We start from the raw sequence: 23,358 nt of genomic DNA on the forward strand, positions 1-23,358 counted from the left end.
CGCTGCGGCGCGATTGATGTTAAGTCGGGGTGAACAAGAAGCATTTCAATGTGCCTTTGGAATCATTTTTGTAAGCAAATGTTGCTCGTCGCGTGAGTGCGGCGGCGGCACGCGGAACCACGCCGCATACAACGCCGGCAAGAACAACAAAGTCAGTGCCGTGGCGACCAGCAGCCCGCCCATGATCGCGACCGCCATCGGGCCGAAAAATGCGCTGCGGGCGAGCGGAATCATTGCCAGAATCGCCGCTAGCGCAGTCAACACGATCGGGCGGAAACGCCGCACCGTGGCATCGATCACGGCGTTCCAAGGTTCGTGGCCGAGCGCGATATCCTGCTCGATCTGATCGACCAGGATCACCGAGTTGCGCATGATCATGCCGAACAGCGCGATCGTGCCGAGCATCGCGACAAACCCGAATGGCACGTTGAAGATCAGCAAAAACAAAGTCACGCCGATCAGGCCGAGTGGGGCGGTGAGCACCACCAACAGCACGCGCTGCAAACTCTTGAGCTGGATCATCAGCACGGTGAAAACCACGAGCAGGAACAGCGGCACGCCCGCGTTCACCGAGCTCTGGCCCTTGGCCGATTCTTCCACCGTGCCGCCGGTTTCGAGCAGGTAGCCGGTCGGCAGCGCCGCACGAATTTTTGCCAGCATCGGCTCGATCTGCGCCGTGACGGTCGGCGGTTGCATTACGCCGTCGGTATCGCCGCGCACGGTGACCGTGGGCAGGCGATTGCGTTTCCAGATGATGCCTTCCTCGAAGCCGTATTCGATGTTGGCGATCTGCGCCAGCGGCACGGGTTTGCCGTTGCTGGTCGGCACCGAGAGGCTGGACAACAACGACAGTTGCGCGCGCTCCTCGGCCGGGCCGCGCAACAGCACCTGGATGAGTTGGTCGCGTTCGCGGAATTCGCTGATCGGCACGCCCGACAAAGAACTCTGCAGGAAATTCGACAGGTCCTGCGAGCTCACGCCGAGCACGCGCGCGCGCTCCTGATCGATCACCAGACGCACGACCTTGCTCGGTTCTTCCCAGTCCAGATTGACGTTGCGCGTATGCGTGTTGGCGCGCATCACCTCGGCCACCTGACGCGCGATGCCGCGCGCGGTTTGCACATCTTCGCCGGACACGCGGAACTGCAGCGGATAACCGACCGGCGGGCCGTTTTCTAGACGCACAATGCGCGCGCGCAGCTCGGGATAGTCCTGCTCGAAAAGTTTCAGCAGATCGCTGCGCAGATGTTCGCGATCCTCCTGGCTGCGCGTGAGCAACACGAATTCGGCGAAGCTCGCCTGCGTCAGTTGCTGATCCAGCGACAGATAAAAACGTGGCGAACCGGAGCCGACATACGCCACCGAATTTTCAAGCTCGGGACGTTTCGCCAGCCACGCTTCGAGCTTCTTCACCTGCTCGGCGGTAGCGGTCAGCGACACGCCCTCGGCGAGTTTCAGATCGACCAGCAATTCGGTGCGCGTCGAATCCGGAAAGAATTGTTGCTGCACAAAACCGAAGCCGACCAGCGACAAAACAAACGTCAGCACGGTGACCAGAATCACGGTCTTGCGATAACTTACACACCACGCCACGAGGCTGCGAAAACGGCGATAAAAACCGCTCTGGTACGGATCGTCGATCTGCGTATTCGCGTCGGTGGCGCTGATGCCGCCGAGCCAAAGCGGCAGGCGCGCACGCAGGCGTCGCACGAATCGCGCAAACGCGCTGTTGCTCGGTGCGGCATGGTGATCCGGCAACAGTTTGTAACCAAGATACGGAATGAAAACGACGGCAGCGATCCACGACAACAACAGCGCGATCGCGGTGACTTGGAAAATCGCACGCGTGTATTCGCCGGTCGAAGAACGTGCGGTGGCGATCGGCAGAAATCCTGCCGCAGTGACCAAGGTGCCGGTCAGCATCGGGAACGCGGTCGAGCTGTAGGCGAAAGCCGCGGCCGGAATGCGCTGCATGCCTTGCTCCATCTTGATCGCCATCATTTCCACGGCGATGATCGCGTCATCCACCAATAATCCGAGTGACAACACGAGTGCGCCGAGCGAAATCTTGTGCAGGTTGATGTCGAAAAATTTCATCGCGGCGAAGGTCATCGCTAGCACGAGCGGAATCGTCAGCGCGACCACCAAGCCGGTGCGCAGGCCGAGCGAGAAAAAGCTCACGAGCAATACGATCACCACCGCCTCACCAAGCGTGCGCACGAATTCGCTGATCGATTCGTGCACCGCCTTGGGCTGATCGGCCACCTGGTTCAAATCAAGTCCGACCGGCAAGGTTGATTGCAATCGCGGCCGCGCCGCCTGCAGCGCGTGACCGAGTTCGATGATGTCGCCGCCATCGCGCATCGACACGGCAATGCCGATTGCCTCTTTGCCGTTGAAACGCATGCGCGGCTGGGCCGGATCGGTATAACCGTGCTTGACCTCGGCGACATCACCGAGGCGAAACAGACGGCCATTCGCGCGGATCGAAATATCGCGTATCGACTCGACCGTATCGAACGCACCGCTCGGACGCATGTAGATGCGATCGGTCGCGGTTTCGAAACTGCCGGCTGCAGTAACCGCATTCTGACTCTGGAGTACCTGCTGCACCTGGGCGAAACTCACGCCGAGCGTGGCGAGTTTGGCGTTGGAAACTTCGATAAATATTTTTTCGTCCTGCAGCCCGATCAGATCCACCTTGGCGACGTTTGGCACACGCAGCAGTTCGAGCTTGATGCGCTCGGCATAGTCGCGCATCTGCGCGTAACTGAAACCGTCGCTGGTCAGCGCGTAAATGTTGCCGAACGTGTCGCCGAACTCATCATTGAAATTCGGCCCGATCACTGTGCTCGGCAAGGTGTAGCGAATGTCGCCGATCTTCTTGCGCACCTGATACCAGATGTCCTGCACGCGTGCGCCGGGCACCGAATCCTTGATCACGAAAAACACCTGCGATTCGCCGGGCCGCGAATAGCTGCGCAAGTAATCCAGTTCGGGCAGTTCCTGCAGTTTTTTCTCGATGCGTTCGGTGACTTGTTCGGTCACTTCAGCCGCGGTAGCGCCGGGCCAGACGGTCTGGATCACCATCACCTTGAAGGTGAACGGTGGATCTTCCGATTGCCCCAATCCGCTGTAGGCCCAGATTCCCGCAATCGCCAGAATGACGATGAAATAACGCACTAGCGCCTGATTGCGCAGCGCCCATTCGGACAGGTTGAAGCGCGAATGTTCCGGCTCGGGCGGGTTTGAATTTGCCGTCGTGGAATCGCTCACAGCGTGACCGCCTTGTTGTTGCGATCGACCGGGCGCACGTTCTGGCCTTCGTGCAAGGTGTGCACGCCGGCCGTGACGATCCACTGCTGCGCGGCGATGCCGCTGGTGATGATCACGCTGTCTTCGCGATACGCATTTACTTCGACCGCAACGAGGTGCACCTGCTTGGTCTTGGGATCGAATACCCACAACGCCGGTTTACCATCGCGTTCGTGCAGCGCGCTCAGCGGCAATGCCTGCAAGCCGGCGCCGGCCACATCGACAAAATAGACGCGCACGGTCTGGCCGAAACGCAGCGGCGCACCGTTCTGGTCGATGCCGACACGCACGCGATAGGTGCGTGTGACCGGATCGGCTTCGGGCGCGATTTCGCGCAAATGGCCCGGAATCCGCTTGCCCGCATCGGCCCACAATTCCACCGTGGCCGGCGTGCCGGTCTTGTATTTGCCGATACGATTTTCCGGCACGCTGATCTCAGCCTCGATCTCGCCATCATGGGCGAGCGTGGCGATGGTCTGGCCCGCCGCAACCACCTGGCCGACCTCGGCGTTGATCGTCGTGATCGCGCCGGCATGATCGGCGCGCAGGCTCGCGTACCCGGCCTGGTTCTGATTGATCGACAACGCCGAGCGCACTTCGGTCACGCGCGCGGTGGCAGCCTTGAGCACATTGTCCTTGGCGTCGAAATCGGTTTGGCTGACGAAATGTTTTTCGAGCAGCGCGTGATAACGATCGCGCTCGGATTTGGCCAGCGCCGCATCCGCTTCGGCTGACGCCAGCGTGGCGCGTGCGCTCGCGACCTGCAATTGCACGTCCTGCGGATCGAGTTCCGCCAGCACCTGACCGGCGACGACTTGCGCGCCGACATCCACCAGTCGTGCCTTGATCTTGCCGCTGATGCGAAAACCGAGCTGGCTTTCGAAACGTGCATGCACATCGCCGGAATACACTTCGGCCACTGCGGCCGTGGCTGGTGTTGCTTGCGCGACGATCGCGCTGCGCGGTGGTTCGGCGATTTCGGCATGACTACTGCAACCTGTAGTCGCGGCGATTGCTGCGCCGAAAATGAACAGGGCGGCAACACGTGAGGAGTACGTTGCATTGATACGCATTGCTAGAATCCCTATCTCTGAAAGGCTTGCAAATCGAACCGGGCATGAAACTAAACTGTCTGGTATACTATATAAACTAAACCGTCTAGTCCAGTAATTTAACTTTATGAATCTGTTCGCCTGCAAACCACCCGGCCCGGGTCGACCGAAAGATCTCGAAAAGCGCGCGGCCATCCTCGATGCGGCCAAGCAGATGTTTCCGCGCCTGGGTTTCGAAGGCACCAGCATGGATGCCATCGCCGCCGCAGCGGGAGTTTCAAAACTCACCGTCTATAGCCATTTCCGCGACAAGGAAACCCTGTTCGTCGAGGCGATCCGGCAGAAGTGCGAAGAGCAACTCCCGCCTGAATTTTTCGAGCCTTCAGTGCGTGGTCCTGTTCGCAAGACCTTGCTGGTGATCGCGCGCGGATTCTTCGGCCTGATCATCAGCGAAGAATCGATTGGCTTGATGCGCATGCTTATGGCCGATGCATGCAAGGGCAGCTCGCGCTTGCCGCAGCTGTTCTGGGAAGCCGGCCCGAAACGCTCCAACGAAACGCTCGAACACCTGCTCGCGTCCGCGACCGAAACCGGTCAGCTTGACGTGCCGGATCCGCATCGCGCGGCAGGTCAGTTTTTCTGTTTGATCAAGGGCGAATACCACATGCGCCGCCTGATCGGCTGTGGTGAACCGATCACCGCAGCCGAAACCGAACGTCATATCGAGAGCGTGGTCGACATGTTCCTGCGTGCCTACGCACCGCGTGCCGTATCGTGATCGCAGCACGCTAAGCGAAACCGTCGCGCTCGCCAAGGGCGCCGGTTCGTGTTTGAATGTCGCACTTGAAGCAGGGGTGCCTCCCACAGGCTGAGATAGTCCCTTGGAACCTGATCCGGTTTAACCCGGCGTAGGGAGCTTCGTCCGATAGCTGTTTCCAGCCTCTGGCGTGCCCGTTGCTTCGTTCCTTTCCCGACGAGACGATGCCGATGAACGCCCAGCCCTCCGCCCTGATCCTGGAAACCGAAGCCCTGTCCGCGTCGGTGATACGACCGATTCCCGGTTCGCAAAAAATCCACGTGAGCGGCAGTCGCGATGATCTGCGCGTGCCGATGCGCGAAGTGATCCTCGCCGATACGCCGCTATTGTTCGGCGCGGAAAAAAATCCGCCGTTCACCGTCTACGATACTTCCGGTCCGTATACCGATGCGGCGCATCACGTTGATCTTGTTGCCGGATTGCCGGCTTTGCGTTCACGCTGGATCAGCGAGCGCGGCGATGTCGAAATATTGCCTGATCTGTCGTCCGATTACGGTCGCCGTCGCGCTATCGATCCGAAACTTGCGGCGGTGCGTTTTCCGCATACGCGTACGCCGTTGCGCGCGAAATCCGGTGCGAATGTCAGCCAGATGCATTACGCGCGTCGCGGCATCATCACGCCGGAAATGGAATACATCGCGATCCGTGAAAACCAGCGCATGGAATCGATCACAGATCCGACCTTGCTGAAACAACACGCCGGCGAGAATTTCGGCGCGGCCATTCCGAAAATCATCACGCCGGAATTCGTACGCAGCGAAATCGCGCGCGGTCGCGCGATCATCCCGAACAACATCAATCACCCGGAAAGCGAACCGATGATCATCGGCCGCAATTTCCTAGTCAAGATCAACGCCAATATCGGCAACTCTGCGGTGTCGAGCTCGATCGCCGAAGAAGTCGAAAAAATGGTCTGGGCGATCCGCTGGGGCGCGGACACGGTGATGGATTTGTCGACCGGCAAGAACATCCACGAAACGCGCGAGTGGATCATCCGCAACAGCCCGGTGCCAATCGGCACGGTGCCGATTTATCAGGCGCTGGAAAAAGTCGATGGTCGCGCCGAAGAACTCACGTGGGAAATTTTCCGCGATACCTTGATCGAGCAGGCCGAGCAGGGCGTGGACTATTTCACCATCCACGCCGGCGTGCGTTTGCCGTATATCCCGCTGACCGCAAAACGCGTGACTGGCATCGTGTCGCGCGGCGGTTCGATCATGGCGAAATGGTGTCTCGCGCATCATCGCGAATCGTTTTTGTACACGCATTTCGAAGACATCTGCGACATCATGAAAGCCTACGACGTGGCGTTCTCGCTGGGCGATGGCTTGCGCCCTGGCTCGATCGCGGACGCCAACGATGCCGCGCAATTCGCCGAACTCGAAACCCTCGGCGAGCTCACCCAGGTCGCGTGGAAACACGATGTGCAAGTGATGATCGAAGGCCCCGGCCATGTGCCGATGCACATGATCAAGGAGAATATGGACAAGCAGCTCGCTGAGTGCGGCGAGGCGCCGTTCTACACGCTCGGGCCGCTCACCACCGACATCGCGCCCGGCTACGATCACATCACCAGCGCGATCGGCGCGGCGATGATCGGCTGGTTCGGCACCGCGATGTTGTGCTACGTCACGCCGAAGGAACACCTCGGCCTGCCGAACAAGCAGGATGTGCGCGACGGCATCATCACCTACAAGATCGCGGCGCATGCCGCCGACCTCGCCAAGGGCCATCCCGGTGCGCAGGCGCGCGACAACGCGTTGTCCAAAGCGCGCTTCGAATTCCGCTGGCAGGATCAGTTCAACCTTGGCCTCGATCCCGAAAAAGCGCAGGAATTTCACGACGAAACCTTGCCGAAAGATGCCGCCAAACACGCGCATTTCTGTTCGATGTGCGGGCCGCATTTCTGCTCGATGAAAATCACCCAGGACGTGCGCGATTACGCCAAGGAGCACGGCGTCGCCGATGATGCCGAGGCGCTTGCAAAAGGCATGCAGGAAAAGTCACGCGAGTTTCGTGCGCAAGGCGCGGAGATTTACCAGCCTGAATGACACCCGCACCGTGGCCGTCGTCGCATACCGGTGCGACGACGCGACGCGGTATCATGGCGATCTTTGTGATGCTTCCCGGAGCGCATGCCATGAATGCTGCTGATACCCGTCCCGCTTCACCATCATCACCGCCGCGTCGCGCAAACTGGATCTTGCGCGGCGTGCTTGGCTTGATCGGCGCGTATGTGCTGCTGATCCTCGCGCTGATGTGGTGGTGGGATTACGAGCCGCCGCAATTCGATGTGGTCAAGGTCGCCGAACAGCGCGTGGCGGAAAAAAACCAGCATGTGGTTACCGGCGCGGTGCTCGCGAGCACCTTGATGCGCTCGGCGGAAACCTTGCTCGACAAACGCGGCGGTTATCTGTCGAACGACAAATTTCCGCCCGGTCTGTTCATGGACAATGTGCCGAACTGGGAGTTCGGCGTGATCACGGCAACGCGTGATCTGTCGCGCGAGATGCGCAACAAGTTTGCGCGCTCGCAATCGCAATCCGAAGAAGATGTCGATCTGAAAGAAGCCGAGCCGCTGTTTTCAAGTCCGAACGATCGCTGGCTGTTGCCGAGTTCCGAAAGCCAGTACCGCAAGGCGATTGGCCATCTGGACGGCTATTTGAAACGCCTCGGCACTGGCGATCCGAACAGTGCGCAGTTTTATGCGCGTGCTGACAGCCTGGCGGATTATCTTGATCAGGTATCGAATCGCCTCGGCAGTTTGTCGCAGCGTTTGTCAGCCAGCGTCGGTCAGTTGCGACTCGAAGGCGATGCGCCGGTCGATCCGGCGGCGAGCTCGAGCAATGCCGCGTTGAACACCAACACGACGCAAGCGCCGCAGGTGGTGCAAACGCCGTGGTCGCAGATCGACGATATCTTCTACGAATCGCGTGGTTATACCTGGGCCTTGCTCGAACAGCTCAAGGCGATTCAAGTCGATTTCGCGCCGATCCTCGTCAGCAAACACGCAATGGTGAGCTTGAAGCAGGTGATTCGCGAGCTAGAAGAATCACAGAAATCATTGTCGAGCCCGATCATCCTGAATGGCCGTCCGTTCGGATTTTTCGCCAACCATTCGCTGGTGATGGCGAATTATGTATCGCGTGCAAATGCGGCCGTGATCGACCTGAAATCCTTGCTGGATCGCGGCTGAAACAGCGCGCCGTCGTCCGCATGCAACGCATAAATTCCGATGATAATAAGTAATCCGACTGCCGCGAAAATCCTCGCCGGCCTCGCCGATTGGCGCCTGATCTGGCTGGTATTGTTGCTGCCGATCGTGTTCATGCTGCCAGCCCTGCCGATCGATGAAACGCGCTATCTCGCGGTGGCGTGGGAGATGCACAGCAGCGGTAATTATCTCGTGCCGCATTTGAACGGTGCGATCTATTCGGAAAAGCCGCCGCTGTTGTTCTGGCTGATCAACCTGAGCTGGAGCGTTTTCGGTATCCATGTCTGGTCGGCGCGCGTAATAACTTTGCTCGGTTCGCTGGCCAGTTTGTTTTTGCTGAATCGTCTCGTGCTGCGCCTGAGCGGTTCGCCAACCTTGGCCGTGCGCGCGGTGTGGATTCTGCTCGGCATGGTCTATTTCGCGACGTTCTCCAGCGCGATCATGTTCGATGTATTGCTCGCGACGTGTGTGCTGATCGCGTTGCATGGCGTGCTCGATCTGGACCATGCGCGGCATCGCCGCGGTGTTGCGCTGATCGCGCTTGGCATCGGTCTGGGCATACTCGCCAAAGGCCCGGTGGCGATTCTCGATGTCGCATTTGCGTTTGCGCTGGCGCCATTCTGGAGTATCGCGGCGCGTGCCAACCTGCTGCGCTGGTACGCAGTCGGTCTGCTCGGATTGCTCGGCGGATTGCTGATCACGTTGGCGTGGGTGATTCCGGCGACGCTGAATATCGGCGTGCAGAACGCGCAGGCAATTCTGTTGCATCAAACCGTGGGGCGCGTCGCGAATAGTTTTGCGCACCAGCGTCCGCTGTGGTGGTACGCAATGGTATTTCCGCTGATGTTGTTGCCGTGGCCGCTGGTTTTACGTGCGCCGTTCGCTGCATGGCGCGCGGCGATCAGCGCGTCGCAAGCAGGCCGTTTTGCGTTGCTGTGGAGTGTGCCGACGTTTATCGCGTTCTGCTTCGTCAGCGGCAAACAACCGCATTATTTGTTGCCGATCATGCCGGGCGTCGCGCTGATTCTCGCGTTGGTTTTCGAGTCGCCCGCAGCTAGAGTGCGCGGAAGATTATTCGGCGCGCTGCTGCTGATCCTCGGCATCGCGCTGCTGACTTTGGCGTTGACCGCGGCGAATCCGGCTCAGTTTGCATCCGCGCTGTCCTTGTTCAATCGTCTCGGCATCAACAGTTCGGAAGTCGATGCGGTGGCCGGACTATGGCCGTTGTGGGGCGTTTGCATCCTTCTGATAGGCGGATTTTTGTTGCTGCGCCGAAGTGCTGATCGCGAGCCGCGGACCTTGGCGATTTGCGCGTCAGCGGCGGTGCTGGCGTTGATGCTGGCGCAGAGCCAGGCGCTACGCAAAGAGCTCGACGTGACCGATGCTGCCGCGCAGATACGCGCCGCGCAGGATCGTGGCCAGCCGATCGCAAATATCGGCTGGCATCACGGTTTGTTCGAGTTTGCCGGGCGCCTGACCACGCCCCTGCCGAGCATCACATTTGCGCAAGTACACGAGTGGTGCATTGCGCATCCCGATGGTTTGCTGATGACCTTCAACGGCAAATACCCGATACCGGTGGCACCGTTCTATGTTCAGGATTATCGCTTCGGCCACATCTGGATCTGGCGCGCATCCGACATGCTCGCCGCGCACGTCGCTGAAAAAGCGCCAGCCAATCCAATGGATGACAAGGATGATGACGATACGCAATAACTGTGTGATCGCCGAGCGAATCAAGTCATTCGCTGATGTCGGAATCCCGCGTGAGTGCGACGCCGAGATCAGCGTTTCAGCAGGATATTAGAAGCGCGGTTTTTCCGGCGCGTTCTCGTAACGTTCCACTGACTCGACGATTTCGCGCTTGGCTTCTTCGGCGCCGAGCCAGCCTTGCACCTTGACCCATTTGCCTTTTTCGAGATCCTTGTAGTGCTCGAAAAAATGCGCGATGCGTTCAAGCGTGTGCTCGGGTACATCGGTCACATTGTTGAACTTGCTGTAGCCGCCGAACACCTTGCTGATTGGCACGACCACGAGCTTGGCATCTTCGCCGGCCTCGTCGGTCATGTTGAGCATGCCGAGCGGACGGCAGCGAATCACCGAGCCTGCAATCAGTGGCACCGGCATGATCACGAGCACATCGGCCGGATCGCCATCGCCCGAAAGCGTGTTCGGAATGTAACCGTAGTTGCACGGATAACGCATCGCCGTGGTCAGCACGCGGTCGACGAAAATCGCGCCGGTGGCCTTGTCCACTTCGTACTTCACTGGTTCCGAATTCATTGGAATTTCGATGATGACGTTGATTTCGTTCGGCACGTCTTTGCCGGCATTGACCAGATCGAGACCCATGACTTGCTCCGTGTGGATGCGGCCCGCGTGGCAGGCCTGAAAGGGCGAAAAGGATAATGCATCGCGTGCTGCAGCGCGACAAAAATAGAAAATCTAGAATCATCGAACTCCTATTCAGCATTGTTTTTGTAATTACCAACGGCATTCGCGCTGCAGGGCGGTTGCCCACATTCTGCAAGCAGTTCGCCAGCAGGAGCATTGCTTGAAGTCCGGTTCATTTGTTCATGCGACAAAGCCAAATTGGCATGCGGCGGTTGTCTATTATTTGCTGGCCTGCGCTTGGTCGTGGCCATTCTTCTGGTGGCGCGACATGCATAGCGAAAGCTGGACGGCGCTATGTTTTCCCTATCCGCTCAAGATGTCGCTGATCATGTGGGGACCGGGCCTTGCCGCGCTGGCCTGTTTCGTCCTGTTTCGCCGTACGCATCGGCGCACGATCACGTTTGTCGGCGGGGCTTTGTGGCGCAGCCTTGCGTTCTATTTCCTGCCGATGCTCGGGCTTGCTGTCATCGGCGTACCGGTCGGTGAGGATGGGCAAGTGAGCCACGTATTTGTCGGTTTGCTCGCCGTGCTGAGTCTATTCAATATCCTCGGCGAAGAGCTCGGCTGGCGCGGCTTTCTGCAGGATGCGCTGCGCCCGCTCGCACGCACGCCGCGTTATCTGCTGATAGCCGTGCTGTGGATCGTCTGGCATTTTAGCAACAACTTCGCGGATATGAGTCAGGCCGGGTTTTTTACACGTCTGGCCTGGTATGTGCCTACAACGATCGCCTTGTGCGTGGTGATCGGCGAGAGCACGGATCGCAGTCGGGCCGTGTTGATCGCCGTCACCCTGCACGGCTGGATGGATCTGTGCTTTGAATTTCCCAGCACAGGTATCTATATCGTCACGGCTTTTGCGCTGCCGTTCTGGGGCTGGCTGTTATGGACGTGGCCGCAATCTCCCGTGTCAGTCGATCCGATGCCAGGCACCGATAGTCTCGTTGCGACCGGCTGAGCGCGATTCGTTAGTTGATTCGATCTGATAGATGTTCGTGCGGCTATGTCTCAGGATTTCAACGCAGTTTTCAGCGCGGCAACCTGTTCGGGAAACCACTGGCCGTTTTGTTCGAGTACTTCGCTCACGACTTTTTCAGCATCGGCCTGGCGCTTCAAGGCTTTCAGCGCCTTCACGCGAAACGTCGCAACCGTGAGGCGATTCTGTCCATAGGCTTTGTCGGCGGCTTGTTCGAGCAAGGGCAACGCGGCGGCGGCATTGCCGCGCTCGAACAGGCTGCGACCGTAGCGATACGGATACACGTAATCATCGGGATACGCCGCGATCAGTTTCGGATACAGCGCGTCGAGTTCGTCATTGCGTTTGGCGCGCACCAGATACACGCGCAAGTTGTCGGCGAGATTGCGATCGTGGCTGAAATCATTGCCAAGGCGTTGCCGCGTGGCGTCTATCGCACGATCAAGCACCGCGGATTCGGCAGTCGTGTCGCCAAGTGCCGCGTCGACATCGGCCGTGGAAATCACCGCGCTGCGCTGATCGGCGCACGTTGGGGTATTGATGAAAACTTGCTGGTCGAGGAAACGATCCATCGCTACTTTCTGCGGATGTAGCAGTTTGCTGCGTTCTGCCGCGGGAAGTTTTTCGCTCGCTTCGAGCAGCGAATCGATCACGTATGGACGATCGCAACCGATGTCGCCCGCCAGCACACGTTGCGCGCTCGCCATCGCGGTAGGTTGATCTTTTGCGGTCAGCGCGTTCAGCAACTTCAGGCGATCGAGCCATAGCGTAACAACGGTATTCTTGTTCGCCACTGCGCGTGATTTTTCCGGCAGACTGGCGAACCAGTCGAGCCCTTCCTTGCCTTGTCCGCGGGCCTGATACGAGCCGAGCACGGTCGCGGTCGCGTCGGTCGATCCGCCCAGTGCTTTCTGTTTCAGCTGATCAAGCGTGTTGCCAGCTGCCAGAATCTTGTTGAGCTGCGGATAGAATTTCTCGCGCGGCTGTTCGGCAACAATACGACCGAGCTCGTTGCCTTTTTCGTCGAGCACGACATACATCGGCAGTGCTTTCACTTCGAGTTTTTTCATCCACGCCGCGCCGTCCGGCGAATCGGCATCGATTTCGGCAACCACGGTTTTTGCCTCGACCGCCAACCATTCCGGGCCGTTCAAAACGTGGGTTGCCATGTAATAACACGAGTAACACCACGGCGCGGAAAAATCGATCAACACCGGCGCGTGCGCCTGTTTCGCTTTCTCCAGCGCGGCATCGACCGAGGTCGGATGCGCTGATTCAGCGGCCTGCAGCGAACTGACAAGCAGCGCGCCGGCCAGTGTGGCAACAAGCAATCGCCATAAATTCTTCATGGGTTTTCCAGTGGCAAATAAAGCGTGAGATCGTTGCATCATCATAGCGATTTCCTGTCGCGATAACGAAGAAGCCCCGCACGAGGCGGGGCTTCGACAAAACGTTCAACACACTTCGCGCAATAGCGCTGAGGCATGAGTTTTACAGCAGCGGAATCAGCAACAACGCGACGATGTTGATGATCTTGATCAGCGGATTGATTGCCGGGCCGGCGGTGTCCTTGTACGGATCGCCCACGGTATCACCGGTGACGGCGGCCTTGTGCGCATCCGAACCCTTGCCGCCGTGATGGCCGTCTTCGATGTACTTCTTGGCGTTATCCCATGCACCGCCGCCGGTGGTCATCGAGATCGCGACAAACAGGCCGGTGACGATGGTGCCGACCAGCAAACCACCGAGTGCCTTTGGCCCGAGCAGGAAACCGATGACGATCGGCACGAACACCGGCAACAAGGACGGAATCAACATTTCCTTGATTGCCGACTTGGTCAGCATGTCGACCGCGCGCGAATAATCCGGCTTGGCGGTGCCGGCCATAATGCCCGGAATTTCGCGGAACTGGCGACGTACTTCTTCAACCACGGAGCTTGCCGCGCGACCCACCGCTTCCATCGCCATTGAGGCAAACAGATACGGAATCAGGCCGCCGATAAACAGGCCGATGATGACCATGTGATCCGACAGATCGAAGGTGAAAATCTGTCCCGGATGCTGCGCACTTAGCTTGTGCGTGTAGTCCGCAAACAGCACGAGTGCGGCGAGGCCGGCGGAGCCGATCGCGTAACCCTTGGTCACTGCCTTGGTGGTGTTGCCGACCGCATCGAGCGGATCGGTGATCGCGCGGATCGACTCCGGCAAGCCGGCCATCTCGGCAATGCCACCGGCGTTGTCGGTGATCGGGCCGTACGCATCGAGCGCGACGATCATGCCGGTCATCGACAACATCGCCGTGGCGGCGATCGCGATGCCGTACAGGCCGGCGAAATAATTCGCACCCCAGATCGACGCACAAACTGCGAGCACCGGCAATGCGGTGGACTTCATCGAGATACCGATACCAGCGATGATGTTGGTCGCGTGACCGGTTGTGGACGCCTTGGCGACGTGCTGCACCGGGCCGTATTCGGTTGCGGTGTAATACTCGGTGATCACCACCATCGCGCCGGTCAAGACCAGGCCAATCAGCGTGCAGAAATAAATATTCAGTGCGCCGTATTTGGTGTTGGCCATGAGCTGCGTGGTGATCGGATAAAACGCGATTGCCGCGATCACCGCCGACACGATCACGCCGGCGTAAAGCGCGTTCATGATCTTGCCGCCGGGCTTGGCCTTGACGAAAAACGTGCCGATGATCGATGCCACGATCGACGCGCCGCCGAGCACGAGCGGATACAGGATCGCGTTGACACCCGCTTCCACCGCCATCACGCCGCCGAGCAACATCGTCGCGATCAAAGTCACCGCATACGTTTCAAATAAGTCGGCCGCCATGCCGGCGCAATCGCCGACGTTGTCACCGACATTGTCGGCGATCACCGCGGGATTGCGCGGGTCATCCTCGGGAATACCGGCTTCAACCTTGCCGACCAGATCGGCACCGACGTCGGCACCCTTGGTGAAGATGCCACCGCCGAGACGCGCGAAGATCGAGATCAGCGATGAACCGAAGGCCAGGCCGATCAACGAATGCAGCGCTTGTTCCTGAGTCTGGCCAAAGTGTTGCAGCACCATGTAATAACCGGCCACGCCGAGCAGGCCGAGGCCGACCACGAGCATGCCGGTGATCGAGCCACCACGGAATGCCACGGCGAGCGCGGCGTTGATGCCTTCGCTGGCGGCTTGCGCGGTGCGCACGTTGGCGCGCACCGAAATGTACATGCCGATGTAGCCGGTCAGGCCCGACAGGATCGCGCCGATCGCAAAACCGATCGCGCTCGGCCAGTCCAGCGCAAAACCGATCGCAATAAACAGGATCACGCCGACCACGCTGATCGTCGAATATTGGCGATTCAGGTACGCGTTAGCGCCTTCCTGAATTGCTGCGGCGATTTCCTGCATGCGTGCATTGCCCGGCGATTTCGCCAGGATCCAGCGTACCGACCAGCCGCCGTATAACAACGCCAGAACCGCGCAGGCCAGCGCGATCCACATACCGTATTGTTGCAACATTGATCTCTCTCCCAAGGATTTTCAGTTGTCAGGCAGCGTCGGGCAGCGCCCGCGCTAGCTTCAAGATAGGCAAAAGCCCGTCGAGTATAGCGAGCGCGCCGTTGCAGCGGCTAGCGTCCGCCTAAAAAAACGTTGCGCCGGATGATTCGCGACGCAACGACGGCTGAAACCGGCGGCGGTTTATTTCTTGTCGACGATATATGCCGGCAGCTTTTTGCGGATCAACTTGTTGTCGAGTTCGGCGTATTTCGGCAGGCCGGTGGCTTTGTCGTACGGCGGATAATCCTCGCCGCGGATCAGCGGTTCGAGATACGCCCGCGCGCTCGGCGTGATGCCGAAACCGTCCTTGGTGAGGAATCGTCGCGGCAGTTTTTTCTCGCGGTTCGCGATCTTGTCGAGTGGTGCGGATTCGACGATCCAGCGATACGGTTCATCCGCCACCCGCGTGATCACGGGCATCACCGCGTTCTGTCCCGCCAGCGCAAATTCGACCGCCGCCTTGCCAACCGCATAGGCGTGTTCGGCATCGACCTTGCTGGCGATATGGCGCGCCGAACGTTGCAGATAATCGGCTACCGCCCAATGAAATTTGTAGCCGAGTTTGGCGTGTACCAGCTGCGCGATCAGCGGCCCGACGCCACCGAGCTGGCTGTGGCCGAACGCATCCACTGTGCCGACTTCCGACAGAAACTGCCCGTTGCGCTGCTTCACGCCTTCGGACACCGCGACACAACAATAGCCATAACGCTCGACCGTTTCCTTGACCTTGCGCAAAAACGCTTCTTCATCGAACGGCACTTCGGGAAACAGGATGATGTGCGGCGCGTCACCGGGCTTGCGCGCAGCCAGGCCCGCGGCGGCGGCGATCCAGCCGGCATGCCGGCCCATCACTTCCATCACAAACACCTTGGTGGAGGACGAACACATCGAGGCCACGTCGAGCGCCGCCTCGCGCATCGAGATCGCCGTGTACTTGGCGACCGAGCCGAAGCCCGGTGAGCAATCGGTGACCGGGAGATCGTTATCGACAGTTTTCGGCACGCCGATGCAGGCGATCGGATAATTCATCGCCGCGCCGATTTGCGAAATCTTCAGCGCGGTATCGGCCGAATCGTTGCCGCCGTTGTAGAGGAAATAACGAATGTTGTGCGCCTTGAACACCGCGATCAGGCGTTCGTATTGCGCGCGGCTTTCCTCGATCGACTTGAGCTTGTAGCGGCACGAGCCAAACGCGCCGCCCGGCGTGTGGCGCAGCGCGGCGATAGCTTTTTTATCTTCCAGGCCGGTATCGATCAGCTCCTCGCGCAGCACGCCGAGGATGCCGTTGCGTGCCGCATAGACGCGCCCGATCTGCGCTTTGTGCTTGCGCGCGGTCTCGATCACTGCGCAGGCGGTGGTATTGATCACCGCCGTGACGCCGCCGGATTGCGCGTACAACAGGTTGCCTTTGCTCATCAGCCTTATCCTCATCGTATAATCGGTGGTTGGTTTGACTATCCGTGTCGCAGCCGCTAGGTTAGCAACGCGATTGAAATAAAAGCGGACTTTTGCCTGCGCTATCGTGCCAGATTCCATCCTGTCGCGGCAGCGTTCGCACCATGAAATACAAAGAAGGAATGCATGCGTATCGTCCTACTTGGCGCGCCCGGCTCGGGCAAGGGTACCCAGGCGGTAAAGCTCAAGGCCGAACTCGGCCTGGCCCATATCTCCACCGGTGATCTGTTGCGCGCCGCCGTCAAAGCCGGCACCCCGTTGGGCCTCAAGGCCAAGGCCGTGATGGACGCCGGACAGCTGGTTTCCAACGATCTGGTGCTGTGCATGCTCGAAGAACGTCTGGCGCAGCCGGATGTCGGCAACGGCTTCATTCTCGACGGTTATCCGCGCAACCTCGCGCAGTGCCAGGCGCTGGAAGATCTGCTCGCGCGGATTGGCCAGCCGCTCGATGTCGCGGTCAAGCTCGATGTGCCAAACGAAGTCATCGTCGGTCGCTGCGAAATCCGTTACAAGGCCGAGGGCCGTGCCGACGACAAGCCCGAAACCGTGCGCGAGCGCCTGCGTGTCTACGCCGAGCAAACCGCACCGGTGGCCGAACATTTCGCCGATCTCGGTCATCTCGTGGTGATCGATGGTGTCGGTGAACTCGATGTCGTGTTCGAGCGCATTCTCGGTGTGTTGCGGTCGCCGCGCGCTGCGATTGCTTAGTTGGCATCTTCATGATGTCGCAGAAACGCACACCTCCTATTGCTATTTGTACTTGCTGCGGACGCATTACAAATTCAGCTTCTGCAATCAATCAGGCTTGTGGTAGTAGGGTATCTGGCAAGCGTTGCAAAGGGGTATTCGGCAGCGCCTTGAACGAAGGTGATTGGGAAGAATGTCCAAGTTGTGCTGCTACGGGTTTCGAATCGGCTCAACACTGCTTACAGTGCTCAGGAGTTGGCTGGCTATACTCGCGTAAATAGCGGTAATGAATAACGACCCTAAATGCTGTTTGCGTTAGCGCTCTCATTAAAATATTGGAAATTGGCTTCATGCGAAAATATGCCTTAATCTGGAATTTGGCAGCACTGGTTGCCACTGGTGTAATCATTATTCCTCAACTTGTTGCTCACTCCGTACAAGTAAGCGCGATGTCAATTCTTTTTCCTGTAGCTGCATTTGGACTAGCATTGGCTTACGTATCTGGGCGCGTAACTCAGTCTTGGCTAGGCTCTCTCGCATGGCTTATCAATAGCGCATTTATATTGGTATTTGGATTTGGGATTGGAATTGCTGTTGCCTCGTCTGGCTCATCAACGTCGTATCTCCTGCGTATTGCTTGCATGGTGGTATTTCTAGTTTTTCCTGCGCTTCTTAATGCCTTCATCTTGTATCCAAATAATCGAAAGCGCTCAGCGTCCTAAAAAATGCGATAATTTTTCTAGATTGACGCTAATGCTCAGTCTCTTTCTCACCATGACCTAGTTCGCAGCTCGTGGCATGTCAGCCACATCAATTCATCTGGAATGTGACGGATGACATTGCGCCACCAACCGAAAATCTGAACTTGCGCCATGAGTGATCTGCTTTTACTTATCCGCGACCTCTGCCTGCGCCGCCGCGGTCCGCAAGACATGCCGTATTCGCTGCGCCTGCTGCTGATTTTCATCGGCGCAGAGTTAGCTATTGATCTGCTTGTCGCCAACGCCTTGGGTTACACCGAAAATTCGCTGAGCCGTTTCCTGCTCATCACGAGTTTCAAACTGATTGCGCTGAATATCATCCTCAGTCTGCGCGAACTGCGCAGCCGTTTCGTGCAGACCGCCTCTGCGCTGATGGCTTGTAGTGTGGTTTTCACGCTAATGGTGTTTCCGCTGCAACTTGCCATGAGCGGATTTACACCCAACACACCACCGCAAGATGTCACGCCGCTGCAAATGCTGGCGATGTGGCTGACGCTCGCCATCGTCATCTGGAAAGTGCGGGTGGATGCGAACATCCTGCGTCAGGCGCTGAACGCTCCCGCCTTCGCTGCTTACTTGCTGGCGATACTTGGCGTGGTCATCGAAGGAGTTCTTTAAATGTGCGTGTTCGGAAAGCAATCATGAGCGTGCATGTTCTCGGCATCTGCGGCACCTTCATGGGCGGTATCGCCGCACTAGCGCGCGAACGCGGCATAAGCGTGAGCGGCTCGGATCAGAATATCTATCCGCCGATGAGCACCCAGCTCGAGCAACTCGGCATCGACCTCAAGCCCGGCTACAGCGCCGAAAATCTGCAACCTACACCTGATCTGGTGATCGTCGGCAACGCCTTGTCGCGCGGCAATGCCGCGATCGAACACATGCTGGATTCGCGCCTGAATTATATTTCCGGCCCACAATGGCTCGGCGAAAACGTGCTCGCCACACGCCAGGTGCTGGCGGTCGCTGGCACGCACGGCAAGACCACAACCACCAGTCTGCTGGCGTGGATTCTCGATCAGCAAAACCTGCAGCCCGGATTTCTGGTCGGCGGCGTGCCGTCGAATTTTGGCGTGTCGGCGCGACTCGGTGCCGGCGCGCCGTTTGTGATCGAAGCCGACGAATACGACACCGCGTTTTTCGATAAACGATCGAAGTTCGTGCACTACCGCCCGCACATCGCGGTCCTGAATAATCTCGAATACGACCACGCCGATATTTTCCCCGACGTTGCCGCGATCCAGCGCCAGTTCCATCATCTCGTGCGCATCGTGCCCGGCAACGGTCGCCTGATCGTCAACGCCGAAGATAAATTTCTGCGCGAGGTGCTCGCGATGGGATGCTGGACGCCGGTGGAAACCTTCGGCATCGACAGCGGTGATTGGCGCGCGCGCTTGATCGACAAAGATGGTTCGGTATTCGAAGTCAGCCATGCCGGGAAAATCATCGGTATCGCACGTTGGTCATTACTCGGTCGACACAATGTGATGAACGCACTCGCCGCGATCGCCGCCGCGCACGCCGCCGGTGCCGATGCCGCGATTGCCTTAAATGCGCTGGCGTCTTTCGAGAATGTGCAGCGGCGCATGGAGCTGATCGGCGCGCACAACGGCGTGTCTGTATACGACGATTTTGCGCATCACCCCACCGCGATCGCGACCACGCTGGCGGGTTTGCGTGCGAAGGTCGGCGGCGCGCGCGTGCTGGTCGGTATCGAGCCGCGCAGCAACTCGATGCGGCTCGGCGCACATGCGGATGAACTCGCGCCGAGCCTGCGTGATGCCGATGCGGTGGTGCTGCTGCAACGCGCTGAACTGCCGTGGGATGCCGGCAAAGTCACGACCGCACTGGACAATCGCGGCCAGGCCGCGGCCAGCGTGGATGCGCTGATCGATGCCTTGCTCGCGCAAACGCGCAGCGGCGACCATGTCGTATTCATGTCGAACGGCGGTTTTGAAAATGCGCCGCGGCGTTTTTTCCAGGCATGGCGCGAACGTCATGCGCAATCGGATAACGAATAAACAGCGCTTTCGTCCGCCGTCAACGTTGCATAAACTAGTACCGTGACTACCACCGATCTGCCATTGTTTCCGCTAGCGTCCGTGCTGTTTCCGGGCGGGCCGCTGACCTTGCGGATTTTCGAATCGCGTTATCTCGACATGGTGCGCGAGTGCTCGCGCAACGACAGCGGATTCGGTGTGTGCCTGATTCTCGATGGCGGCGAAGTCGGCACGCCAGCCAAACCCGCAGCGGTGGGTACACTTGCGCGTATTGTGGATTTTTATACTTTGCCGGATGGCCTGCTCGGCATCACCGCGGCAGGTGGCGCGCGTTTTCATGTCGAGCGCACGCGCGTGCGACACGACGGATTATTGCGCGGCGATGTGGAATACCTGCCGAGCGAACCGCTGCTGCCGGTGCCCGCCGAATACGGCCTGCTCGCGACCTTGCTCGAGCGCATCGCCGAAAAAGCCGGCGGCGACTACGACCGTGCGCCGCGCGCGAATTTCGACAATGCGAGCTGGGTCGGATTTCGTCTCGCCGAATTGCTGCCGCTAGAGAATATCGAACGCCAGCAATTGCTGATCACGACCGATCCGATTGCGCGCTTGCGTCTGCTTACCGAATACCTGCAGCGCTTTCAGCACGACTGAATACGCGCGCCGCATCCATCATCCTGCCGGAGCACTACGATGAAATATCTGCACACCATGATTCGTGTCCGCGATCTCGATGCGGCACTGCGATTTTTCTGCGGTGGCCTTGGCCTGCACGAAGTGCGGCGCAAGGAGTCTACCGAAGGAAAATACACCTTGGTGTTTTTGAGTGCGGACGAAACTCCCGATGCCGAAATCGAACTCACCTACAACTGGGGCTCGACCGAGGATTACGGTTCGGCGCGCAACTTCGGTCATCTCGCGTTTCGTGTTGATGACATTTACGCCACCTGCGCGCATTTGCAAACGCTGGGTGTCACCATCAATCGCCCGCCACGTGATGGGCATATGGCGTTTGTGCGATCGCCCGATCTGATTTCGATCGAACTGCTGCAGAAAGACGGTTCGTTGCCGCCGCAGGAGCCGTGGTTGTCGATGCCGAATACCGGGCAATGGTAGCAATCACGCCGCCAGCTCAATCATGGAGGAAGGTGTGATATATGTTTGCGTGGGGATCGAAAAGCACATGGGGAGTAATAAATGAGATTTCGCACTAAAAATCGTTTGGCCGTATGGACGTCTATTTTCGCGAGCGTAATGTTGGTGATGTCGGCGGCGAGCGCCGCTGATCTCGTCAGCCACAATGGCTTCGAGGCGTGCTGGTCGCAGGCGTTGACCAAGCCACAATTTTTGAATTTGCTGCAGTCCACGCTGGATGCGCAGAGCGGTTGTGTCGCGCCGCAAACCGGATCGTCCAACGGCATCACCTACGAGATATGCAACACCGCTGCATGTGCGGGCGGCGCAATGGGCTGCGCCGTGACGACACATGCCGGAACATTCAGCGGTGACTTCGTTAGCGGCGTTTTCAGCGGCTCCGGCAGTGCCGACACTATCGTTGCACCGATCACCACAAACGTAGGTTCATGTACGCTGACGATCAGCAATCTCACGCTGAATTACGCGCCAAGTTACGCGGTGCAGGCCGACGGCAACAGTGGCGACTATATGGCGACTTTGCTGCAATCGCCGCTCACTGTGACCAGTCACACGTTCAGCGGCAATGCGCTCTGCAACACGCTTGCGAGCTTGTACGGTCCGCAGCTCATTACTCAGATCGAGACGAGCGGCAGTGCCACGGTAGCGAATTTGCTGCAAGCGGCGACGGTTGGCGAATCGGTTTGTCCGTTGCTACCTTGATCGACATCGGCGGCAACTCATTGCCGCGCTAGACTTAGTGGAATGTCTGTTCGCTCAAGCCAGCGCTTGAGCGAGATCGGCGATCAAATCGTCGGCATGTTCCAGCCCGACTGAAATACGCAACAGATTTTGCGGTGACACCGGATGCGCGCCTTCGACCGAGGCGCGATGTTCGATCAGCGATTCGCAGCCGCCGAGTGATGTCGCGTTGATGAACAATTTGAGCCGGCCGGCCGCAGCCAGCGTGGCATCGCGGCCGCCGCGAATCTGCACACTGAGCATGCCGCCGAAATCAGCCATCTGTTTTTTTGCGATGTCGTGGCCGGGGTGATTGGCCAGCCCCGGGTAATGCACGATCTCGACGTTAGGATGTGCGGCGAGAAATTCCGCGACTATGCGCGCGTTGCGGCAATGTCGCTCGATCCGCGCCGATAACGAACGCAGCCCGCGTAAGGTTAGCCAGACCGCGAACGGCGAGGCGCTGTGACCAATCAACAACCGCGCATTAAAACAAGCCTGCGCGAGTTCGGCCTGGCCATGAAATATCAGCGCGCCGCCCATCACATCGCTGTGGCCGCCCATGTATTTGGTCGAAGAATGCATGACCACATCCGCGCCGAGCGACAACGGCTGCAGCAGGATCGGCGTTGCAAACGTCGCATCGACCACGAGGATCGCACTGGCGTCGTGCGCGATTTTTGCGACCTGCGCGATATCGACGATTTTCAACAACGGATTGGATGGCGTCTCGGTCCACAGGCAGCAGGTGTCGGATGTGATGGCCGCACTGACTGCGGCGAGATCGGTCATATCGACCATCGTCACGCGCATTCCCCAACGCGGAAAATATTGCTCGGCCAGCGCGCGCACGCCATGATACAAATCGTCCTGCATCAGCACGTGCGAGCCGTTTGGCAGCGACTGCAACAGCGCTGCCGCGGCAGCCATGCCGGTCGAATAAAACAGCGCGCGATCCCCGCCGTCGAGTGCCGCGAGCGCCCGTTCCAGCCGCTGCTGGGTCGGATTGTTGTCGCGTTGATACACCAGCCCGTGCGGCAAGCTGCCGTCCGGCGTATGTTCAAATGTGGTGGAAAGATGGATCGGCGGCGATAACGCGCCGGTTTCGCTGTCGATTTCGGCGCCCGCATGCACGGCCAACGTTTCGAGTTTCATGAGTCGTTCCACGATGAAGTCATGCCGATAGTTTGCCCGAGTTGCAGCGCGAATGGAGCGGTTTATAGTGCGTGATCGATTTGCTATCCCGCCCCCAAATTT

19 protein-coding genes and 1 riboswitch are annotated in these 23,358 nt (G+C 58.8%); of the genes, 12 read left to right on the forward strand and 7 right to left on the reverse strand.

Annotated features, from left to right (window positions below; genetic code table 11):
* Window positions 1-45: 45 nt before the first annotated feature.
* Window positions 46-3,276 (reverse strand): efflux RND transporter permease subunit, encoded by a 3,231-nt coding sequence (locus tag ELE36_RS01860; protein ID WP_129831478.1) that lies wholly within the window; start codon window positions 3,274-3,276, stop codon window positions 46-48.
* A complete protein-coding gene (locus tag ELE36_RS01865; protein WP_165371429.1) occupies window positions 3,273-4,388 on the reverse strand; it encodes an efflux RND transporter periplasmic adaptor subunit in 1,116 nt (371 codons plus the stop codon). Before ELE36_RS01865 ends, ELE36_RS01860 begins: the two co-directional genes overlap by 4 nt.
* A 106-nt stretch (window positions 4,389-4,494) precedes the next feature.
* On the opposite strand from ELE36_RS01865, the gene ELE36_RS01870 reads away from it, so the two are divergent.
* From ELE36_RS01870 to ELE36_RS01885, 4 genes are all read left to right on the forward strand, one after another.
* Window positions 4,495-5,145, forward strand: coding sequence for a TetR/AcrR family transcriptional regulator (locus tag ELE36_RS01870; protein WP_129831480.1), 651 nt, complete (start codon window positions 4,495-4,497; stop codon window positions 5,143-5,145).
* 62 nt (window positions 5,146-5,207) lie between these two features.
* Window positions 5,208-5,299: riboswitch (TPP riboswitch) on the forward strand.
* Window positions 5,300-5,354: 55 nt separating this feature from the next.
* A complete protein-coding gene (thiC, locus tag ELE36_RS01875) occupies window positions 5,355-7,235 on the forward strand; it encodes a phosphomethylpyrimidine synthase ThiC (RefSeq protein ID WP_129831481.1) in 1,881 nt (626 codons plus the stop codon).
* 89 nt (window positions 7,236-7,324) lie between these two features.
* The gene (locus ELE36_RS01880) at window positions 7,325-8,380 is read left to right on the forward strand and encodes a DUF2333 family protein (protein WP_129831482.1); all 1,056 of its coding nucleotides are present in this window, start codon (window positions 7,325-7,327) and stop codon (window positions 8,378-8,380) included.
* A gap of 39 nt (window positions 8,381-8,419) precedes the next feature.
* Window positions 8,420-10,114 (forward strand): ArnT family glycosyltransferase, encoded by a 1,695-nt coding sequence (locus tag ELE36_RS01885; protein WP_129831483.1) that lies wholly within the window; start codon window positions 8,420-8,422, stop codon window positions 10,112-10,114.
* Between the two features lie 87 nt (window positions 10,115-10,201).
* Here the strand turns inward: ELE36_RS01885 and ppa are convergent, their stop codons facing one another.
* Entirely contained in the window at window positions 10,202-10,750 is a 549-nt protein-coding gene (gene ppa, locus ELE36_RS01890; protein ID WP_129831484.1) for an inorganic diphosphatase, read from the reverse strand.
* Between the two features lie 310 nt (window positions 10,751-11,060).
* Here ppa and ELE36_RS01895 point away from each other — a divergent pair, with 310 nt between their 5' ends.
* Complete coding sequence (locus tag ELE36_RS01895) at window positions 11,061-11,747, forward strand: CPBP family intramembrane glutamic endopeptidase (RefSeq protein WP_129831485.1); 687 nt, start codon at window positions 11,061-11,063, stop codon at window positions 11,745-11,747.
* A gap of 50 nt (window positions 11,748-11,797) precedes the next feature.
* Here ELE36_RS01895 and ELE36_RS01900 read toward each other — a convergent pair whose 3' ends face one another.
* From ELE36_RS01900 to ELE36_RS01910, 3 genes are all read right to left on the reverse strand, one after another.
* A complete protein-coding gene (locus ELE36_RS01900; protein WP_165371430.1) occupies window positions 11,798-13,114 on the reverse strand; it encodes a thioredoxin family protein in 1,317 nt (438 codons plus the stop codon).
* Between the two features lie 142 nt (window positions 13,115-13,256).
* Complete coding sequence (locus ELE36_RS01905) at window positions 13,257-15,284, reverse strand: sodium-translocating pyrophosphatase (protein ID WP_129831487.1); 2,028 nt, start codon at window positions 15,282-15,284, stop codon at window positions 13,257-13,259.
* 180 nt (window positions 15,285-15,464) lie between these two features.
* Complete coding sequence (locus ELE36_RS01910; protein ID WP_129831488.1) at window positions 15,465-16,739, reverse strand: 6-phosphofructokinase; 1,275 nt, start codon at window positions 16,737-16,739, stop codon at window positions 15,465-15,467.
* A gap of 165 nt (window positions 16,740-16,904) precedes the next feature.
* On the opposite strand from ELE36_RS01910, the gene ELE36_RS01915 reads away from it, so the two are divergent.
* The 7 genes from ELE36_RS01915 to ELE36_RS01945 all read left to right on the forward strand — a co-directional run bounded on the left by ELE36_RS01915 (window position 16,905) and on the right by ELE36_RS01945 (window position 22,083).
* The gene (locus tag ELE36_RS01915; RefSeq protein ID WP_129831489.1) at window positions 16,905-17,486 is read left to right on the forward strand and encodes an adenylate kinase; all 582 of its coding nucleotides are present in this window, start codon (window positions 16,905-16,907) and stop codon (window positions 17,484-17,486) included.
* 329 nt (window positions 17,487-17,815) lie between these two features.
* On the forward strand, window positions 17,816-18,187 hold the full coding sequence (locus tag ELE36_RS01920; protein WP_129831490.1) for a hypothetical protein: 372 nt from the start codon (window positions 17,816-17,818) through the stop codon (window positions 18,185-18,187).
* A 150-nt stretch (window positions 18,188-18,337) separates the two neighbouring features.
* Window positions 18,338-18,844, forward strand: a complete 507-nt coding sequence (locus ELE36_RS01925) for a hypothetical protein (RefSeq protein ID WP_129831491.1) — start codon at window positions 18,338-18,340, stop codon at window positions 18,842-18,844.
* A 23-nt stretch (window positions 18,845-18,867) separates the two neighbouring features.
* Window positions 18,868-20,247, forward strand: coding sequence for a UDP-N-acetylmuramate:L-alanyl-gamma-D-glutamyl-meso-diaminopimelate ligase (gene mpl / locus ELE36_RS01930; protein ID WP_129831492.1), 1,380 nt, complete (start codon window positions 18,868-18,870; stop codon window positions 20,245-20,247).
* Window positions 20,248-20,289: 42 nt separating this feature from the next.
* Window positions 20,290-20,880 carry an LON peptidase substrate-binding domain-containing protein gene (locus tag ELE36_RS01935; RefSeq protein ID WP_242512334.1) on the forward strand — a complete coding sequence of 197 codons (591 nt, stop codon included), beginning with the start codon at window positions 20,290-20,292 and terminating at the stop codon, window positions 20,878-20,880.
* A gap of 39 nt (window positions 20,881-20,919) precedes the next feature.
* On the forward strand, window positions 20,920-21,342 hold the full coding sequence (locus ELE36_RS01940) for a VOC family protein (protein ID WP_129831493.1): 423 nt from the start codon (window positions 20,920-20,922) through the stop codon (window positions 21,340-21,342).
* A gap of 81 nt (window positions 21,343-21,423) precedes the next feature.
* Window positions 21,424-22,083 (forward strand): hypothetical protein, encoded by a 660-nt coding sequence (locus ELE36_RS01945; protein WP_129831494.1) that lies wholly within the window; start codon window positions 21,424-21,426, stop codon window positions 22,081-22,083.
* Window positions 22,084-22,137: 54 nt separating this feature from the next.
* Here ELE36_RS01945 and ELE36_RS01950 read toward each other — a convergent pair whose 3' ends face one another.
* Entirely contained in the window at window positions 22,138-23,256 is a 1,119-nt protein-coding gene (locus tag ELE36_RS01950) for a trans-sulfuration enzyme family protein (protein WP_129831495.1), read from the reverse strand.
* Window positions 23,257-23,358: the final 102 nt, after the last annotated feature.

The organism is Pseudolysobacter antarcticus, assembly GCF_004168365.1.
GTDB lineage: Bacteria > Pseudomonadota > Gammaproteobacteria > Xanthomonadales > Rhodanobacteraceae > Pseudolysobacter > Pseudolysobacter antarcticus.

Coding starts and splice junctions, on each gene's coding strand:
- ELE36_RS01865 (WP_165371429.1), bottom strand. CDS start 4,388: ATGCGTATCAATGCAACGTACTCCTCACGTGTTGCCGCCCTGTTCATT.
- ELE36_RS01870 (WP_129831480.1), top strand. CDS start 4,495: ATGAATCTGTTCGCCTGCAAACCACCCGGCCCGGGTCGACCGAAAGAT.
- thiC (WP_129831481.1), top strand. CDS start 5,355: ATGAACGCCCAGCCCTCCGCCCTGATCCTGGAAACCGAAGCCCTGTCC.
- ELE36_RS01880 (WP_129831482.1), top strand. CDS start 7,325: ATGAATGCTGCTGATACCCGTCCCGCTTCACCATCATCACCGCCGCGT.
- ELE36_RS01885 (WP_129831483.1), top strand. CDS start 8,420: ATGATAATAAGTAATCCGACTGCCGCGAAAATCCTCGCCGGCCTCGCC.
- ppa (WP_129831484.1), bottom strand. CDS start 10,750: ATGGGTCTCGATCTGGTCAATGCCGGCAAAGACGTGCCGAACGAAATC.
- ELE36_RS01895 (WP_129831485.1), top strand. CDS start 11,061: ATGCATAGCGAAAGCTGGACGGCGCTATGTTTTCCCTATCCGCTCAAG.
- ELE36_RS01900 (WP_165371430.1), bottom strand. CDS start 13,114: ATGAAGAATTTATGGCGATTGCTTGTTGCCACACTGGCCGGCGCGCTG.
- ELE36_RS01905 (WP_129831487.1), bottom strand. CDS start 15,284: ATGTTGCAACAATACGGTATGTGGATCGCGCTGGCCTGCGCGGTTCTG.
- ELE36_RS01910 (WP_129831488.1), bottom strand. CDS start 16,739: ATGAGCAAAGGCAACCTGTTGTACGCGCAATCCGGCGGCGTCACGGCG.
- ELE36_RS01915 (WP_129831489.1), top strand. CDS start 16,905: ATGCGTATCGTCCTACTTGGCGCGCCCGGCTCGGGCAAGGGTACCCAG.
- ELE36_RS01920 (WP_129831490.1), top strand. CDS start 17,816: ATGCGAAAATATGCCTTAATCTGGAATTTGGCAGCACTGGTTGCCACT.
- ELE36_RS01925 (WP_129831491.1), top strand. CDS start 18,338: ATGAGTGATCTGCTTTTACTTATCCGCGACCTCTGCCTGCGCCGCCGC.
- mpl (WP_129831492.1), top strand. CDS start 18,868: ATGAGCGTGCATGTTCTCGGCATCTGCGGCACCTTCATGGGCGGTATC.
- ELE36_RS01940 (WP_129831493.1), top strand. CDS start 20,920: ATGAAATATCTGCACACCATGATTCGTGTCCGCGATCTCGATGCGGCA.
- ELE36_RS01945 (WP_129831494.1), top strand. CDS start 21,424: ATGAGATTTCGCACTAAAAATCGTTTGGCCGTATGGACGTCTATTTTC.
- ELE36_RS01950 (WP_129831495.1), bottom strand. CDS start 23,256: ATGAAACTCGAAACGTTGGCCGTGCATGCGGGCGCCGAAATCGACAGC.